This is a genomic window from Marisediminitalea oceani (assembly GCF_003731635.1).
Classification (GTDB): domain Bacteria; phylum Pseudomonadota; class Gammaproteobacteria; order Enterobacterales; family Alteromonadaceae; genus Alteromonas; species Alteromonas oceani.
This window is the reverse complement of record NZ_RCUA01000005.1, coordinates 1-15,674: the sequence shown is the minus strand read 5'-3', so window position 1 is coordinate 15,674 and position 15,674 is coordinate 1. Positions and strand designations below refer to the sequence as shown.

The 15,674-nt window shown below is 49.6% G+C and carries 11 protein-coding genes; 5 read left to right on the top strand and 6 right to left on the bottom strand.

Features of this window, described 5'->3' with window-relative positions; genetic code table 11:
- Positions 1–126 precede the first annotated feature (126 nt).
- Positions 127–1,047 carry a LysR family transcriptional regulator gene (locus tag D9T21_RS00940; RefSeq protein ID WP_123323326.1) on the top strand — a complete coding sequence of 307 codons (921 nt, stop codon included), beginning with the start codon at positions 127–129 and terminating at the stop codon, positions 1,045–1,047.
- Positions 1,048–1,056: 9 nt separating this feature from the next.
- Here the strand turns inward: D9T21_RS00940 and D9T21_RS00935 are convergent, their stop codons facing one another.
- Positions 1,057–1,974: an aminotransferase class IV gene (locus D9T21_RS00935; RefSeq protein ID WP_123323325.1), complete on the bottom strand. Its 918-nt coding sequence runs from the start codon at positions 1,972–1,974 to the stop codon at positions 1,057–1,059.
- 303 nt (positions 1,975–2,277) lie between these two features.
- Between D9T21_RS00935 and D9T21_RS00930 the strand changes: the two genes are divergently transcribed.
- Together D9T21_RS00930 and rhaT are read left to right on the top strand one after the other, a co-directional pair.
- Positions 2,278–3,000: a sulfotransferase-like domain-containing protein gene (locus D9T21_RS00930; RefSeq protein WP_123323324.1), complete on the top strand. Its 723-nt coding sequence runs from the start codon at positions 2,278–2,280 to the stop codon at positions 2,998–3,000.
- A 238-nt stretch (positions 3,001–3,238) separates the two neighbouring features.
- Positions 3,239–4,291 carry an L-rhamnose/proton symporter RhaT gene (gene rhaT / locus D9T21_RS00925; protein ID WP_206427209.1) on the top strand — a complete coding sequence of 351 codons (1,053 nt, stop codon included), beginning with the start codon at positions 3,239–3,241 and terminating at the stop codon, positions 4,289–4,291.
- 57 nt (positions 4,292–4,348) lie between these two features.
- Here the strand turns inward: rhaT and D9T21_RS00920 are convergent, their stop codons facing one another.
- Together D9T21_RS00920 and topA are read right to left on the bottom strand one after the other, a co-directional pair.
- The gene (locus tag D9T21_RS00920; protein ID WP_123323322.1) at positions 4,349–4,897 is read right to left on the bottom strand and encodes a DUF2058 domain-containing protein; all 549 of its coding nucleotides are present in this window, start codon (positions 4,895–4,897) and stop codon (positions 4,349–4,351) included.
- Positions 4,898–4,908: 11 nt separating this feature from the next.
- Positions 4,909–7,545 carry a type I DNA topoisomerase gene (topA, locus tag D9T21_RS00915; RefSeq protein ID WP_123323321.1) on the bottom strand — a complete coding sequence of 879 codons (2,637 nt, stop codon included), beginning with the start codon at positions 7,543–7,545 and terminating at the stop codon, positions 4,909–4,911.
- A gap of 382 nt (positions 7,546–7,927) precedes the next feature.
- Between topA and astB the strand changes: the two genes are divergently transcribed.
- Positions 7,928–9,268 (top strand): N-succinylarginine dihydrolase, encoded by a 1,341-nt coding sequence (gene astB / locus D9T21_RS00910; protein WP_123323320.1) that lies wholly within the window; start codon positions 7,928–7,930, stop codon positions 9,266–9,268.
- A gap of 59 nt (positions 9,269–9,327) precedes the next feature.
- Here astB and D9T21_RS00905 read toward each other — a convergent pair whose 3' ends face one another.
- Positions 9,328–11,550 (bottom strand): Ig-like domain-containing protein, encoded by a 2,223-nt coding sequence (locus D9T21_RS00905; RefSeq protein WP_241155593.1) that lies wholly within the window; start codon positions 11,548–11,550, stop codon positions 9,328–9,330.
- A 112-nt stretch (positions 11,551–11,662) separates the two neighbouring features.
- Between D9T21_RS00905 and D9T21_RS00900 the strand changes: the two genes are divergently transcribed.
- Entirely contained in the window at positions 11,663–13,018 is a 1,356-nt protein-coding gene (locus tag D9T21_RS00900) for a dicarboxylate/amino acid:cation symporter (RefSeq protein WP_123323319.1), read from the top strand.
- A gap of 458 nt (positions 13,019–13,476) precedes the next feature.
- On the opposite strand, the gene D9T21_RS00895 is transcribed toward D9T21_RS00900, so the two are convergent.
- Positions 13,477–14,709 (bottom strand): lipoprotein-releasing ABC transporter permease subunit, encoded by a 1,233-nt coding sequence (locus D9T21_RS00895; RefSeq protein ID WP_123323318.1) that lies wholly within the window; start codon positions 14,707–14,709, stop codon positions 13,477–13,479.
- Positions 14,706–15,401, bottom strand: a complete 696-nt coding sequence (gene lolD / locus D9T21_RS00890) for a lipoprotein-releasing ABC transporter ATP-binding protein LolD (RefSeq protein ID WP_123323317.1) — start codon at positions 15,399–15,401, stop codon at positions 14,706–14,708. The genes D9T21_RS00895 and lolD overlap by 4 nt, the downstream gene beginning before the upstream one ends.
- Positions 15,402–15,674: the final 273 nt, after the last annotated feature.

Here is a 15,674-nt window from a genome sequence, read left to right as displayed (position 1 = left end):
AATAAGTAAATGTAGAAACAACCCTGTGTTGTTCCGACTCGATGGTGACACTTTACTATCCACATATTGATTTATTAAGAGGGTTAAAATAGAGTAACTATCAACATTTCATTGATAATAGAGATTATGGACAGATTAGATGCAATGCGGGCATTTGTAATGGTGGCTCGCAGCGGTTCATTTAGTGCAGCGGCAGATAAGCTCGAAAAATCGCCCCAGCTGATCAGTAAGTATGTTTCGCAACTCGAAGCGCATCTGTCTACGCGTCTGCTTAACCGCACCACCCGTAAAGTGCATCTAACCGAAGCCGGCCAGCAATATCTGCCCAGAGCCAGTCAGGTACTGGATGAAATAGACGCCATGGAAAATCAGCTCGGCGACTTACAGCATAAAGCTCACGGTTTATTACGAATCAGTGCGCCGGTAGCGTTCTCTACCCGTCATCTGGCGCCGCTTATTAATCAGTTTCAACAACAGTACCCCGATGTGGATGTGGACCTGCACCTTAACGATCGGAAAGTGGATATTGTTGAGGAAGGCTTTGATGTGGCGTTGCGAATTGGCCACCTGAAAAATTCATCGCTGATCGCCAAGCGTCTGACCAATATCAATCTGGTGATGTGCGCCGCACCTGAGTATCTGGCCAGATATGGTGAGCCAAAAACCATGGAAGATCTGATTGAACACAATTATCTGCGCTACAGTTTACTGGATAACGATAACAGCCCGGCCGCTCATCAGTATTTAAATCAGCGTCCTCATCAGAGCCTGGGTACGGTTAGCTGTAATCACGGTGAGTTTTTATGTCAGTCGGCAGCGTTAGGCCAGGGAATTGTGTTGCAGCCCACGTTTATTTGCTTTGATGAAGTGAATGCCGGCCGGCTCAGACTCATTATGCGGGATAACGAGCCTGAACCGCTGCATTTATACGCGGTGTATGCGCACCGGCAGTTGCTGGCCAGTAAGGTCAGAGCCTTTATTAACTTTGCTGCCGACTTTTATGGCGACACACCCTACTGGGATAGCTGTCTGACCACAAGTCAGTAAACCAGGCGCTTATTGCGCCTCTGCCATGGCGTGATACAGCTCACGGATTTTTTTCACCATGGCACCGGGCTTGCCCTCACCGATGGTTCTGCCATCAACATCGACTACTGGCGTTTGTGCGCCAAAAGTGCCGGTAACAAAAGCTTCATCGGCACTGTAAACATCCACCAGGGAGAAGTTCTTTTCAAATACCGGGATACCGTTTGCCTTGCATACGTCGATGGTTTTCTGCCGGGTTATGCCTTTCATGGCGTAATCACCAGTGGAGGTCCACACTTCGCCTTTACGAACAATAAAGAAGTTAGTTGAGTTACAGGTACTAACAAAACCGTGGGGGTCAAGCATCAGAGCTTCATCAGCACCGGCTTTGTACGACTGGATCATCGCTGTAATACAGTTAATTTTACTGTGTGAATTTAACCGCGGATCCTGAACATCAGGATGGCCGCGACGCACGTGAACGGTAAACAGGTTAATGCCCTTCTCCACCGGCACTAAATCCTGCGACTTGTATTCAGCAATGATCACAATGGTTGGCCCCCAAAGGCTCAGACGCGGATCCTGATAAGGGGTTTTCTTTGGTCCCCGGGTAACCATCAGTCTGGCATGCACGCCATCGGTCATACCATTGGCATCTACCGTTTGTTGCAGCGCCGCTTTCAGTTCGTCACGGCTTTTGCCAATGTCCATATCCAGCGCTTTGGCACCGGCAAACAGACGGTCGAGGTGATCGTCAATAAAAGAAAACTTGCCTTTATGTAAACGCAGGCCTTCCCACACGCCGTCACCCAGCATAAAGCCACTGTCATAAACCGACACTTTGGCCTGATCCCGGGGCACCAGCTCACCGTTGATATAAATTAAAATATTCTGATTACGTTCGTCATCGATGGAGGCATGTGCGCCGCCCGCTTTATGTTCCTGCATGGCTTCCTCATTGCTGTTTTAATTGGCACTTTTATTGTGACCGATGAAGTATACTTCAGCCCATACGTTTTAACCTACAAACCCGGTGTTCAACATACGTTCACCAGATTAACGGATTAAAAGCAACTAAATCACGGCGTTACCCTAGCATTTTCCTGCTCGCAAGACAAAATATTATATTGTATAAAATATTAAAAATAGACTTGAAAAAGTACCGCCCGCCCGATTATGCTTGCCGGTATAGTGCATTTACCATCGGTCACTTAGCAGTGGCCGGTAACAGATAACAAAAGGAAGTTACCCATGCGAATAGCCATGTGGTCTGGCCCGCGCAATCTCTCTACCGCCATGATGTATGCGTTTGGCGCCCGCGCCGATTGTGCGGTATGGGATGAGCCATTTTATGCCCCCTACCTCAAACACAGCGACCGGGTGCATCCTATGCAGGATGAGATATTTGCCCGGGAAGAAACCGACCCTGTGGCAGTGGCAAAACGATGTATTGGCCCTACCCCAGGCAACAAACCAGTGTTTTATCAGAAACACATGCCCCATCACATGCTTGAAACGTTTCCGTTAGACTGGTTATCAGACGTGTGTAATGTGTTTTTAATCCGGCATCCTGCCCGGGTGATAACCAGCTACCATAAAAAGAATGGTGCACCCTGCCTGGAAGATATCGGTATCCGCGCCCAGTGTGAGCTATTTAATAAAATAGTCTCGGAGTCGGGTCAGTATCCTATCGTCGTAGACTCCTCTGATATTCGCCAGAATCCACCGGTGATGCTCGAAAAGCTGTGTAATGCCATTGGTATTCCCTGGGATCCGGCCATGCTCAACTGGTCTGAAGGCGGCCATCCCAATGATGGCGCCTGGGCAGAGCACTGGTATCCGGAAGTCTGGAAAAGTACCGGCTTCGCACCCGCCGAGCCACCCATTCCGGAACTGCCTGATGCACTGCAAGGGGTGCTAAAAGAAGCACAGCCTTATTATGAACAGCTGGCGACTCACAAAATAGCGTCTTAATGTACTTTTAGGTTAATCATTCAGCGGAGCTGGTGTCTCCTTGCCAGCTCCATCATCTCAGCATCTTCCCTCCCCCAAACAATCAAATTCAATCACGAAATCACACTTTAATGATTATTTGTGATTATTTTTGTATATAAATGTTTATTAATTGTGTATTCTCTCCCTGCATGTGTATTTTTTGTAAATTGTTCACCTAAAAATTACAAAACAATAAGTAAAGCAGGAGTAAGGAATAATGCAGAATCCATTGCTTGGGGTGTTCTTTCATTGGTTGGGAGGCCTATTTTCTGCCAGCTTCTATGTACCGTATAAACGGATCAAAGGCTGGTCGTGGGAAATATTCTGGCTGACCGGTGGCATTTTCAGCTGGCTGATTTGCCCCTGGCTGTTTGCCTGGGTGCAAACCCAACAACTGTTTGAGGTGTTAAGTACAACGTCATTCAGCGTATTACAACAATGCTTCCTGTGGGGCCTTGGCTGGGGCTTTGGTGGCCTGACGTTCGGTCTGGCGGTCCGGTATATGGGGATCTCATCCGGCATGGCGATTGTACTGGGTTTAACCACCGTTTTAGGCACGCTTGGACCACCGGTTTTCGATGGTACTATCGGTAAGGTACTGGCGACACCAAGTGGCCAGTTTGCCGTATTGGGTACCTTTTTAACCTTACTCGGCGTCATTTTAGTCGCCAGGGCCACTGCCGAGAAAAACCGCAGTCTGGGCACCCAGTCTGAAGACGCCATTGATATGAAGAAAGGTCTGATAATTGCGCTCTTTTCAGGGGTGATGTCGTCGTGTTTTGCATTTGGCATTGCCGCCGGCAAACCCATTCGCGAACTTACGCTGGCCGCCGGCACCGACCACCTGTGGCAAGGCTTGCCGGTGCTCTGTGTAGTACTTGCTGGCGGGTTAACCACCAACGCCCTGTGGTGCGCCTGGCTGATCCACAAAAATCGTTCGGTAGCTGAATTTACCGGCCATACCCAGCAACAAAATCAACGATTAGCTTCTGACCGGGTTCTCAAAAACTACCTGCTGGCAGCGCTCGGTGGATCATTCTGGTACTTTCAGTTTTTCTTCTACACCATGGGCGAAAGCCATATGGGCGATTATGAATTTTCCAGCTGGACCATTCACATGGCCAGTATCATTATTTTCTCCACCCTGTGGGGGCTGGCATTAATGGAATGGAAAGGCGCAAACCGCAAGAGCAGACTGTTGCTGTTACTGGGTATTTCCCTGCTGGTGCTGTCTACCATACTTATCGGTGTAGGCAATTCATTGCAGTAAATACTAGCCATTAAAAAGCCCGCAATTAGCGGGCTTTTTAGTCTTGATGAACAGCTTTTACCAGGTTAAATCATCCGGAATTTCGTAGTCTGCATACCAGTCATCTTCGGCAGATTTTTCTTTATTCTCTTCACGAAGATCGGCGCGGTATATCACCACGTTCGCATCACGTTCGGCAATTTTATCTGCAACCGGCGTTGGTATCAGCGCATAGTCATCGTCCAGTCTGACCACTGCCAGGCGTGCATCCACCACCAACTTGTGCACTGCGTCACTAACATACATCCGCTTTACCACATTGTTATCGGTAAAGTTAAGCACGGTATCGCCATTGCCTTTAGGCTGCTGGTTAACGGTAATTAACTGGCGGATTTGCGCCACCACGGCTTTTTTCTCAAGCTCCGCCTGACGCTGCTGATTAAGCTCGCGATCACGCTGCTTCTTCGCTTCAGCGGCCTGCTGAGCGGCCAGTTTATTTTCGTCCTCACCAACCGCAGTGCCTTTGTTTTTCAGCTTTTGCTTTTTACGCTTATCGGCTCTGGCCTGCTTGGCTTTGGATTTATCTGCCAAACCGGCTTTGAGCAACTGGTCCTGTAATGATGCCATAATCCGTCCGCCTATTTCTTTTTCTTGGTGTCTTTGGCTTGCCACTTACCGTCCTGATACCAGGCAGACCAACCGGTGGCTTTGCCCTTGGCATCTTCGGTCATGACATATTGTTGCTTGGTCTTTCGACTGAAGCGAACAATTGCCGGGTTACCGTCCGGATCGGTTTTAGGGGCATCGGCCAGGTAATAAAACTTGGGCGATATGCGATCCCGGAAGCGAGCCAGCTCTTCCACCTTGGGCGCTCTGGTTTCCCGCGATTTGGGGAAATTATGAGCGGCCAGGAAAATACCGGAGGCGCCGTCTCTGAGCATAAAGTGAGCGTCACTTTTCTCACATTCGAGCTCCGGTAAATCAACCGGGTCTTCCTTCGGTGGCGCAGGCTCACCGTTGCGGAGCAACTTACGGGTGTTTTTACATTCGCTGTTAGTACAGTCGAAGTACTTACCAAAGCGGCCGTTCTTGAGCTCCATGTCGCTGCCGCACTTGTCACACTCAATCAGCGGGCCATCGTAGCCTTTTATTTTAAAGGTACCGGATTCAACATAGGTACCCGGACAAGCTGGTGAATTACCGCAAACGTGCAACTTACGGGTTTCATCAACCAGATAGCTGTCCATGGCCGTACCACATTCTGTGCAGCGGCGTTTAGCGCGTAAATCTTCCGTTTCCTGCTCGTCGTCATTATCGACCTTAACCACTTCCTCACCGGATGTCAGATTCATGGTGTTGGTACAACGCTCTTTCGGCGGCAGGTTGTAGCCTGAACAGCCCAAAAACACGCCGGTACTGGCCGTACGAACGTTCATAGGACGTCCGCACTTATCGCAGTTGATGTCTACCGGTACTGCCTGGTTGGGGCGCATGCCGCCCTGCTCGGCTTCCTGTTCGGCAAGCAGCAACTTGCTGTAAAAGTCGCTGTAGAACTTATCGAGCACGGCTTTCCAGTTTTCATGACCTTCGGCAATTTCATCCAGCCGTTGTTCCATGTTGGCGGTAAAGTCGTAACTCATCAGTCCGTCAAAGTTTTCCATCAGGCGATCGGTAACAATTTCACCCATCTTCTCAGCATAAAAGCGTTTGTTCTCGAGGCGCACGTAGCCTCTGTCCTGAATGGTTGAGATAATGCTGGCGTAGGTAGACGGTCGTCCAATCCCCCGTTTTTCCAGTTCTTTAACCAGCGAGGCTTCGTTAAAACGCGCCACTGGTTTGGTGAAGTGCTGCTTCGGATCCAATTGTTTAAGCGCCAGCTTATCGCCGGGGTTAACGTCCGGCAGCAATTTGTCTTCTTCACCTTTTTTACTTTTCTGAGGCTGGACTTTGGTCCAACCATCAAATTTGAGTACCCGGCCCTTGGCGACCAGCTCAAACTCACCGGCTTTTACCTTTACAGTGGTGGCATCATACTTTGCCGGCGTCATCTGACAGGCCACAAACTGACGCCAAATAAGCTCGTAGAGACGCTGTGCGTCGCGTTCCATGTCTTTTAGTGTTGCGGCCAGGGTATTTACGTTAGACGGCCTGATGGCTTCGTGAGCTTCCTGTGCGCCCTCTTTGCTGCCATAGCGATTTGGAGCGGCCGGCAGGTACTTAGCACCAAAGTTATCGTCGATGTAACCACGGCAGGCATCCAGTGCTTCCTGGCTGAGGTTGGTTGAATCGGTACGCATATAGGTAATATGACCGGCTTCGTACAACCGCTGCGCCATCATCATGGTTTTCTTTACCCCAAAACCGAGACGGGTACTGGCCGCCTGTTGCAGGGTAGAAGTGATAAACGGTGCCGACGGACGGCTTTGGGTAGGCTTGGACTCACGGCTAACCACTTCATAGTCAGCCGGCTTGAGCGCAGCCAGGGCTTCATCGGTTTGTGCTTTATTTACCGGTTTAAACGGCTTGTCGTTCTCTTTTACCACCTGCATGCGCAGCGCATCACTGGCTGCGGTGGTCAGGTCTGCATGCACGTCCCAGAATTCTTCTGGCACGAAGGCCTTAATTTCACGCTCGCGCTCAACGACCAGACGCACAGCTACCGACTGCACCCGTCCGGCGGATAATCCGCGGGCTATCTTTTTCCACAACAACGGCGACACCATAAAGCCCACCACACGGTCGAGGAAACGACGTGCCTGTTGCGCTTCGACTCGGTCCTGATTGACATCCCCAGGATGTTCAAAGGCTTCCTTGATGGCGTTTTTGGTGATCTCATTAAATACTACCCGCTGATAGGTTTTGCCTTTCTGGCCCAGGATCTCCTGCAAATGCCAGGCAATGGCTTCCCCCTCGCGGTCCAAATCCGTTGCGAGATAGATGGTGTCGGCATCCTTGGCGAGCTTTTTCAGCTCGTTAACGACTTTTTCCTTGCCCTCTAACACCTGATAGTGAGCTTTCCAGTCTTGCTGAGGATCGACCCCCATGCGGTCAACCAGCTTTTTATACTCGTATTCACGCAGGTATTTTGTCTTGGCTTCCTCAGACAATGTTTTCAGTTCTTTGGCTGGTTTTTTCGGCTCCACCTTGCCGAGCGCCCTGGTCGGCAGGTCGCGTACGTGGCCCACGGAAGATTTAACAATAAAATTTTTACCAAGATATTTATTTATTGTTTTGGCTTTGGCCGGAGACTCGACTATGACTAGTGATTTTGTCATAAATAAGAATTAAACCTTTGAATAAATTAAATTTTCGATAGCAAACCAGGAAGAAAATAAGGCAATTACACTCACATAGTCTGGCGCTTCTTTTTTTAACATATATCTACAAAGTGAATGGAAAACAAGTTCTTCTTCATACTTATTCGTAAAGTTTATTTTTCACCCACCCAAAATAGTGCGTTTTTTAACCACTGCGATTGGCAGCGTAGTTAAAACACGTATAATGCGCCGGGTTGTCGCAAATAACGGCAGAAATTACAACACTTAAATAAAAAAAAGTTGTACTTATATATAGCGTAATCAAAGGCGCTGTCCGGTTATTCTGCCCTTTTGCTCAACAACATGTGTACCGAATGACTAAAAATTAAGGCAGGTTGTCATGCAATATTGTGAAGCGAATTTTGACGGGCTGGTTGGCCCTACCCATAACTATGCCGGATTGTCTTTTGGCAATGTCGCCTCTTTTTCTAATGCGAATGCTATCAGCAACCCCAAGGAAGCCGCCAAACAGGGCCTGCAGAAGATGAAGGCGCTGTCTGATATGGGTATGGTACAAGGCGTACTGGCGCCGCAGGAACGCCCTGATATCGCTACCCTGCGCCGTCTGGGCTTCGCCGGCAGCGATGCCAAAGTGCTGGAACAGGCTGCCGCTCAGGCCAGAGAAGTGTTTCTGGCCTGTTGCTCGGCCTCCAGTATGTGGACCGCCAATGCCGCCACCGTTTCACCGAGTGCCGATACCGCCGATGGGCGCGTGCACTTTACCCCGGCCAACCTGACCAACAAGTTCCACCGTTCACTGGAGCCACATGTCACCGGCAATATTCTTAAGGCAACCTTTGCCAACAGCAAGTATTTTGCCCACCACGCCCATTTACCCGACAATGACCATTTCGGTGATGAAGGCGCGGCCAACCATACCCGTTTATGCAGTGCCTATGGCCATGCCGGTGTTGAGGTTTTTGTATACGGCCGTCATGCCTTCCGACATGATTTGCCCCAGCCAACCCGCTACCCTGCCCGACAAACCTTTGAGGCCTGTCAGGCGGTTGCCCGGTTACATGGTCTGAGCGACGAAAGTGTGGTGTACATCCAGCAAAATCCCGAGGTCATCGACCAGGGCGTTTTCCATAACGATGTAATTGCCGTAGGTAATCAGAATGTGCTTTTTTATCATGAACTTGCTTTCCATAACAGTGAAGCTGCGCTGGCTGAGCTGCAAGCCAAATTCGGTGACAATCCGCTGCATTTTATCAAGGTGAAAAGTGAGGAAGTTGGCCTGCAGGACGCCATCAAAACCTATCTTTTTAACACCCAACTACTCACCTTACCCGATGGCAATATGACCATTATTGCGCCGTCAGAGTGTGAAGAAAATGCCACCGTTGCCGCTTACCTGGCTGAGCTGGTAAACCGTAATACGCCTATCAAAAGCGTAAATTACTTCGATGTAAAACAAAGCATGCGCAATGGCGGTGGGCCGGCTTGTCTGCGTCTGCGCGTAGCCCTGACCGACGCCGAACTGGCTGCCGTTAATCCTAACACCGTTATGAATGATGCGCTGTTTACGCGCCTTAACAGCTGGGTAGACAAGCATTACCGTGACCGTTTAACTGAGCAGGATCTGTGCGATCCGCAGTTACTGATTGAGTCTCGCACGGCGCTGGATGAACTAACGCAAATCTTAAAGCTGGGTTCGGTTTATCCGTTCCAGCAAGCATAATCATCAGCGCTAAAAAAATGCCGGCAATTGCCGGCATTTTTATTGGTCTCAGTCACTGCTTACAGCGTATCACCACAATTTGCACTTACGCCCCATGGACTAGACGGTGGTGGCGCCCCTTGTGTAGAGCGATCATCGGTAGACACGCTCAGCCAGTAATTCATTGAATCCACCGACTCTGTCCCGGATGACTCACCGCGGGCACTAATTGCCAGCTGCACCCACGCACCATACTGTTTCGGATAATTAAGGTTAATAAGAGCCTGACCGTTTTCGTCGGTGTTGGCATCCGCATCGATAGCGCCAACATTACCCGGAGTCAGCTGACCGTCACCGTTGAAGTCTTCACCCACATCGAGTCTGCCATTGCCGTTCAGATCTTCATTTGCACAGGTTGCAGTGACTACTGAATAGTAAATGGAATCATCTTCATCCCATAGCCAGTAGCCTTTCGCATAGGCTGCATCATTGGTGGTTTCAGCCATCGGCGTAGCACTGAATGTCAGCGCTGCACCGCTTACCGGGTTTGCATCAGCGTCGGTAACAAATACCGAGAACTCTTTGCGGTAAGAAGACTGCTGCGGTGCTTCAATCAGGTTACCGGTACCTAAAGAGATATCAAAAGGACGGTCGCCCACAGTCAGTAAAGCAGAATCTTCAACTGTTGGCTCATCGTTTACGTAGGCACGCACTTCAACACTTTGATAGGTACTGACTGCGTTAGACTCATAAACAGTGGTAGCAATACCACGACGGTCTGTGCGGCTCTGAGCGTCGGTCAGGTTGCCGTTAGACACATCATTGACTTCAAAGTTAACCAGCTTGTTACGCACCCGGTTACCGTCGGCATCCAGAACTACTGCAGAAATGGTACTGGTCTGGCCGTCAGGACCAATCGAGTCTGGCGTGGCATCCACGATTATGGTTTCTGCATCGGTAGCAATAAAGGCAATCTCGATTTGTGTAGAGACCTGCACACCCGCGCCGTCTGTACCGGTGGCAGAGATAGTTGCCAGTCCGGCATTACCGGAACTTACTGTAAGATCTGCGATGCCGCTGCCATCGGTTACCGCATCTGCGCTTACCACAGAACCACGCGAAGTGGCGAAGCTGATTGAACCGCCGGCAAATGGTGCCGCATCACGTAACCAGCTAACCTGCAGGTTGTAATCGGTATTCAGCGGAATATCCTGATCAACATCGTTCACATCCGGTGCGTTAACAAAGACAAACTCGTCCTGCTGCACTTCAATAGCAAAGGTGCTTTCGGTGTTCAGAGCGTTAGCAAATACCGTAAAGGTGCCGGCAGCAGGCGCGGTAAAGGCCACCGTAGCGCGCCCCTCGGCGCTGGTTTGCGGTGCCGCATCATCCAGCGTGGTGGCCGTTACATCAGTACCTGATTCATCTTCCACCCGCAACGTCAGTGTTTCACTGGCAATGCCCACGTTGTCTGAGTCCTGCAGACTAACCGTAAGGTTGACACTATCGCCGATGATTGCCGACGTGGTACCGTTAATCTCGATTTCCGTTCCCACCACATTAATGCTTAAGGTTTCCGTAAGCGTTTGTTCGCCACTCACCGTCGCCGTAACGTTAATGGTGCGGTTTTCCTTATCGCCACCGGTGCGTAACATCACGATAGCAGTGCCGTTTTCATCAGTAACAGGCTGCGTTTCTGCAATAGCCGCGTTGTTGTCGGCAGAGAATGTCACGTTTATACCATCGAGCAGGATATTCTGGGCATTTTTCACCACTGCCCAGACTTCGACTTCATCTGAACCGCTTGAGGACAACTGTGACTGACTGGCAAACAGTTCAAGGGATTCGGGTGTTTCCACAGTAGCCGTGGTGCCGCTGGAACTAAAGCCAATGCGGGTCGTCTCTCCGGTTTCCAGCGCCGCCTCTACCGCGCCTGAGCCAGACAGCTCTCCCACAATAAGGGTAATGGTTGCCACCCCTTCATCGTTGGTGAGTGCTGTGCCCGTATCATTTGAGAAACGAGCCAGGTTGGCAACGGTAAAGCTGAAGGTCACTACCGTGTTGGCAACCGGGCTACCGTCACTGTCGGTAACGGTTGCAGACAGGATGAGTGGTGAGTCACCGGTGAGTGACGTACTGGTATTTCCGTCACTGTCGGCAAGTGCAAGACTCACAGAATAAGTAGGATCGGGCGTACTGCCCCCGGTGGTCTCTTCTCTGGAGACTGAACCACCGCCTCCGCAGGCAACTAGTAATAATAGTGCCCATGTGGCGGCTATTAAGCGTAGAGATTGCATTTTCATCGTCTTCCCGGACCTCTTTACCGTTATTGGGTCATTTTAAGTATTTAAAACTGCTATGAATCTGGCACACTAACTAAGAACTATAAATAAAATAACATTTCAGGGAATTTACATGTCTCAGTCTTCACACAAGTACAGTTTAACTGCACGGATCTTTATCGGCATGGTAGCCGGAATCATTATTGGTGCGCTGCTTCAATTTATATTTGATGATAGCGGAGATTTGCGGTTTTCGATATTCTCAGTGGAAGTTTCCACGTATGGCATTTTGGTTGAAGGTATATTTTCAACGCTCGGGCAAATTTTTATTTCGAGCCTGAAAATGCTTGTTGTGCCATTGGTTTTTGTTTCTTTGATCTGCGGAACCAGCAGTTTATCTGAGCCATCCAAGCTCGGTCGACTCGGCGCTAAATCCATTGGCCTGTATATTCTTACGACCGCGATTGCCGTAACGCTGGCGATTATGGGCGGCTTACTGGTATCGCCGGGCGAAGGGCTTAATCTGCAAAGCGAAACCACTTATGTCGCCAAGGAAGCGCCTTCGTTGTCACAGGTTATCGTGGACATGTTCCCCTCTAACCCTATCAATTCCATGGCCGAAGGTAACATGCTGCAAATCATTGTGTTTGCGGTATTACTGGGTGTAGCCATGGCCATGACTGGCGATGCCGGTAAACGATTAGCCGCGTTTTTCGAAGACGTTAACACCGTTATCATGCGCCTTGTGACCATTATCATGAATCTGGCACCTTATGGTGTGTTTGTGCTGATGGCCAAACTGTTTGCCACTATTGGCCTTGAAACCATTGGCGGATTGCTATGGTATTTCTTCCTGGTACTGGCTGTGCTGGTTATCCATGCGCTGGTGACCTATCCGGTATTACTCAAAGTCTTCAGCGGTATGAACCCGTTAATCCTGCTGCAAAAGATGCGCGATGCGGCCCTCTTTGCATTCAGTACTTCAAGCAGTAGCGCCACACTCCCGGTAACTATGGAAACCGCGCGCAATAAACTGGGTATTGGTAAATCCGTATCCTCATTCACCCTGCCTCTGGGCGCCACTATCAACATGGATGGCACCGCCATTATGCAAGGTGTTGCCACGGTATTTATTGCGCAGGTTTACGGTGTGGACCTGTCTTTAGGTGACTATGTGATGGTGGTATTAACCGCTACGCTGGCATCAGTTGGTACCGCAGGTGTACCCGGCGTAGGCCTTATCATGCTGGCGATGGTGCTTCAACAGGTCAACCTTCCGGTTGAGGGGATTGCACTGATTATTGGTGTAGACCGTTTACTGGATATGACCCGTACCGCGGTTAACATTACCGGCGACTGTACCGTAGCAACCATTATCGCCAAAACCGAAGGCGAACTGAATGAAGCAGTGTTTAACGACCCGGACGCCGGCCATCAACAGGAAGACGTAGACTTCGAACACTTTGATAAGAATAAAGAAAGTGCTTAAGCACTTTCTTTATCCCGGAAACGCCACCGGCGTTATCCGGGACCCCCTTAAAAGTCTTACTCTCTTATTCGCCTGAGCACTTTCTTTGTCCCGGAAGCGCCAACGGCGCTATCCGGCACCCCCTTAAAAGTCTTACTCCCTTATTCGCCTAAGCGCGTTACGAATCCCGGAAAACAGCCTTTAGTAGTTACACGTACATCCCACGGAGCCGTCGGGATTAACCCACTCTGAATAATATCCCTGGCGAGTTGGGTCAGGGTTGGTTCCGCAGTTCATCGCCACCTGTCGACAAAAAGAAGAAGATTTACCAATTTGCGAATTTGTATGTCTTTCAAGCGCTCTTTCTGTTACCTGGGCACAGCCTGATAACAACAATAAAGTCACTGTCGTTGCGATTGTTTTCATATATTCCCTTACTTGCGTATAAACATCCACTACTTCAGATTGTTTATTAAAACCTAATGCAACGCCCGGGCAGGCTGAATTGCAGCGGCCTTTTGTGCCGGGTAAAGCGTAGCCAGTACCGAAAGTACAATGGCAACTAGAACGGTTAGCAGCACATCATTTGCCTGCAATTGTGAGGGCAAAAAGTCGATAAAATAAATATCGCCCGACAGCACTTTGATCCCAAGCAAATCTTCCAGCTTACCCACAATCAGAGACAAATTTGGCGCCGTGATCACCGCCAGCAGCGTGCCCCAGAAGACCCCGATAAAGCCATTTAACAACCCCTGAAAAACAAAGGTATTGCGGATTTGATTATCTGTTGCGCCCATGGTTTTTAAAATAGCGATAGAGGCCTGCTTTTCTTTTACCGCCATCACCAGTGACGAAACGATATTAAAACACGCCACTGCAATAACCAGCGATAAGGCAATGTACACCACCACTCTTACCAGGCGAATGTCGTCGTATAGGTGCCCCTGAGTTCGGGTCCAGTCAGACATATACACCGCCTGAGGAAATCCGTAGCCGACTTCGCGGATAATCGAATAGGCAGCGAAAGGATCGTAAAACTGAAAACGCAGTCCCTGCGCGCCGGATTTAATGCCCGCCTGCTCAGATGCCGTTTTAAGATGCATAATGCCTATCAGGTTATCCAGCTCGCCACCCACCTGAATACTGCCTGCCACTGTGAGATACAGATTTTTGGGTGCTGCAAAGGTTAAATCTTCCGTTACAGAGGGAATAACCACACTGATTTTATCACCGGGGGCGAGCTCCAGTTTATTCAGGATCCCCTTACCCAATAGAACCTGATTAGGACCTTCACGAAGTTGCTGCCAGTCGGCATCGCTGATTTCGTTTTGCCAGCGCGCCGGAATCGCCGCATTAATTTGCACACCGGTTAGCTCAACCGCTTTCAGTTCACTGCCCTGTTGGATCATACCGGTAATCTTAGTGTAAGGTTCTACTTTCTTAATTCGAGGATCTTCGCCCAGCACCTGCTGGTATTCGCGCCAGTCAACAATGCCCTGCTGGTTAATCGAGAAGAGTTCGGCATGAGGAATAATGGCCAGCAAACGTTCACGTAACTCACGCTCAAAGCCATTCATAACACTCAGCAAAATAATTAGTACAAAGCAGCCTAAGCCGATCCCCAGCGTCGACGATAACGATACAAATGAAATATAGCGGTTACTGCTTTTACCGCGGCGAAAGCGACGCGCCAATTCTAAACTGAGGTTCACGACTCACTCCGCTGAGTCACCAGAGAGCCATCGGAAAGTTGCAATACGCGGTCCATCGCATTAGCCAGGGCAATATCATGTGTCACTACAATAAAGCTGGTACCTATTTGCTCACTGAGTTCACATAGCAACTGATATATCTGATCGCCGGTTTTCTTATCGAGGTTACCGGTGGGCTCGTCAGCCAGTACGATGGAGGGGTTATTCACCAAAGCCCTGGCGATGGCCACCCGCTGGCGTTCGCCACCCGAGAGGGCTGCTGGCTGATGAGTTAAGCGGTGACTTAAGCCCACTTTTTCAAGTAACGCCGCTGCCTGTTCTTCTGCCTCGGCTTTGCCAGTGCCGGCAATAAGTAATGGCATCGCAACATTTTCCAGTGCATTAAACTCAGCCAGTAAGTGATGAAACTGATAGATAAAGCCAAGTTCATTATTACGCAATGCGGCCAGCTGATTGGCGTTAAGACCCGCCAGTGAACGGCCGTTAATGGTTACGTCACCGGTAGTAGGCAAGTCGAGCCCGCCAAGAATGTGTAATAAGGTACTTTTCCCCGAACCTGAGCTACCTAAAATGGCAACTTTTTCGCCCCGGGCGAGGGTAAATGAAACATCACTGAGTACCGATACTTTTTCGTTACCGTCATGATAGGTTTTGGTGACGTCCCGGCAAACCAATACCGCTTTTTCTGCCATGCTGTCCTCTTAACTGAATGCAGCGATAATATTTATTATCATGGGTTTGCAAGTGTACTCGATAGGACAGACAAGGTATAGAACCACTCAGGGCACAGCACCGTTAAATTAGCGCATAACATAAGTGATCAACACAGAGAATATCGCACTGACAAGCGCAAACAGCTTTGAGATTTACATCTGGAGAATTAAAATTACAAGTTTCTCGGCTGAGAAATGGCGGAGCGGACGGGACTCGAACCCGCGACCCCCGGCGTGACAGGCCGGTATTCT

Bases quoted from the DNA above. Each gene is read 5' to 3' on its own strand.
- astB (WP_123323320.1), top strand. From the start codon at position 7,928: ATGCAATATTGTGAAGCGAATTTTGACGGGCTGGTTGGCCCTACCCAT.
- D9T21_RS00930 (WP_123323324.1), top strand. From the start codon at position 2,278: ATGCGAATAGCCATGTGGTCTGGCCCGCGCAATCTCTCTACCGCCATG.
- D9T21_RS00920 (WP_123323322.1), bottom strand. From the start codon at position 4,897: ATGGCATCATTACAGGACCAGTTGCTCAAAGCCGGTTTGGCAGATAAA.
- D9T21_RS00905 (WP_241155593.1), bottom strand. From the start codon at position 11,550: ATGAAAATGCAATCTCTACGCTTAATAGCCGCCACATGGGCACTATTA.
- rhaT (WP_206427209.1), top strand. From the start codon at position 3,239: ATGCAGAATCCATTGCTTGGGGTGTTCTTTCATTGGTTGGGAGGCCTA.
- D9T21_RS00900 (WP_123323319.1), top strand. From the start codon at position 11,663: ATGTCTCAGTCTTCACACAAGTACAGTTTAACTGCACGGATCTTTATC.
- D9T21_RS00935 (WP_123323325.1), bottom strand. From the start codon at position 1,974: ATGCAGGAACATAAAGCGGGCGGCGCACATGCCTCCATCGATGACGAA.
- lolD (WP_123323317.1), bottom strand. From the start codon at position 15,401: ATGGCAGAAAAAGCGGTATTGGTTTGCCGGGACGTCACCAAAACCTAT.
- D9T21_RS00940 (WP_123323326.1), top strand. From the start codon at position 127: ATGGACAGATTAGATGCAATGCGGGCATTTGTAATGGTGGCTCGCAGC.
- topA (WP_123323321.1), bottom strand. From the start codon at position 7,545: ATGACAAAATCACTAGTCATAGTCGAGTCTCCGGCCAAAGCCAAAACA.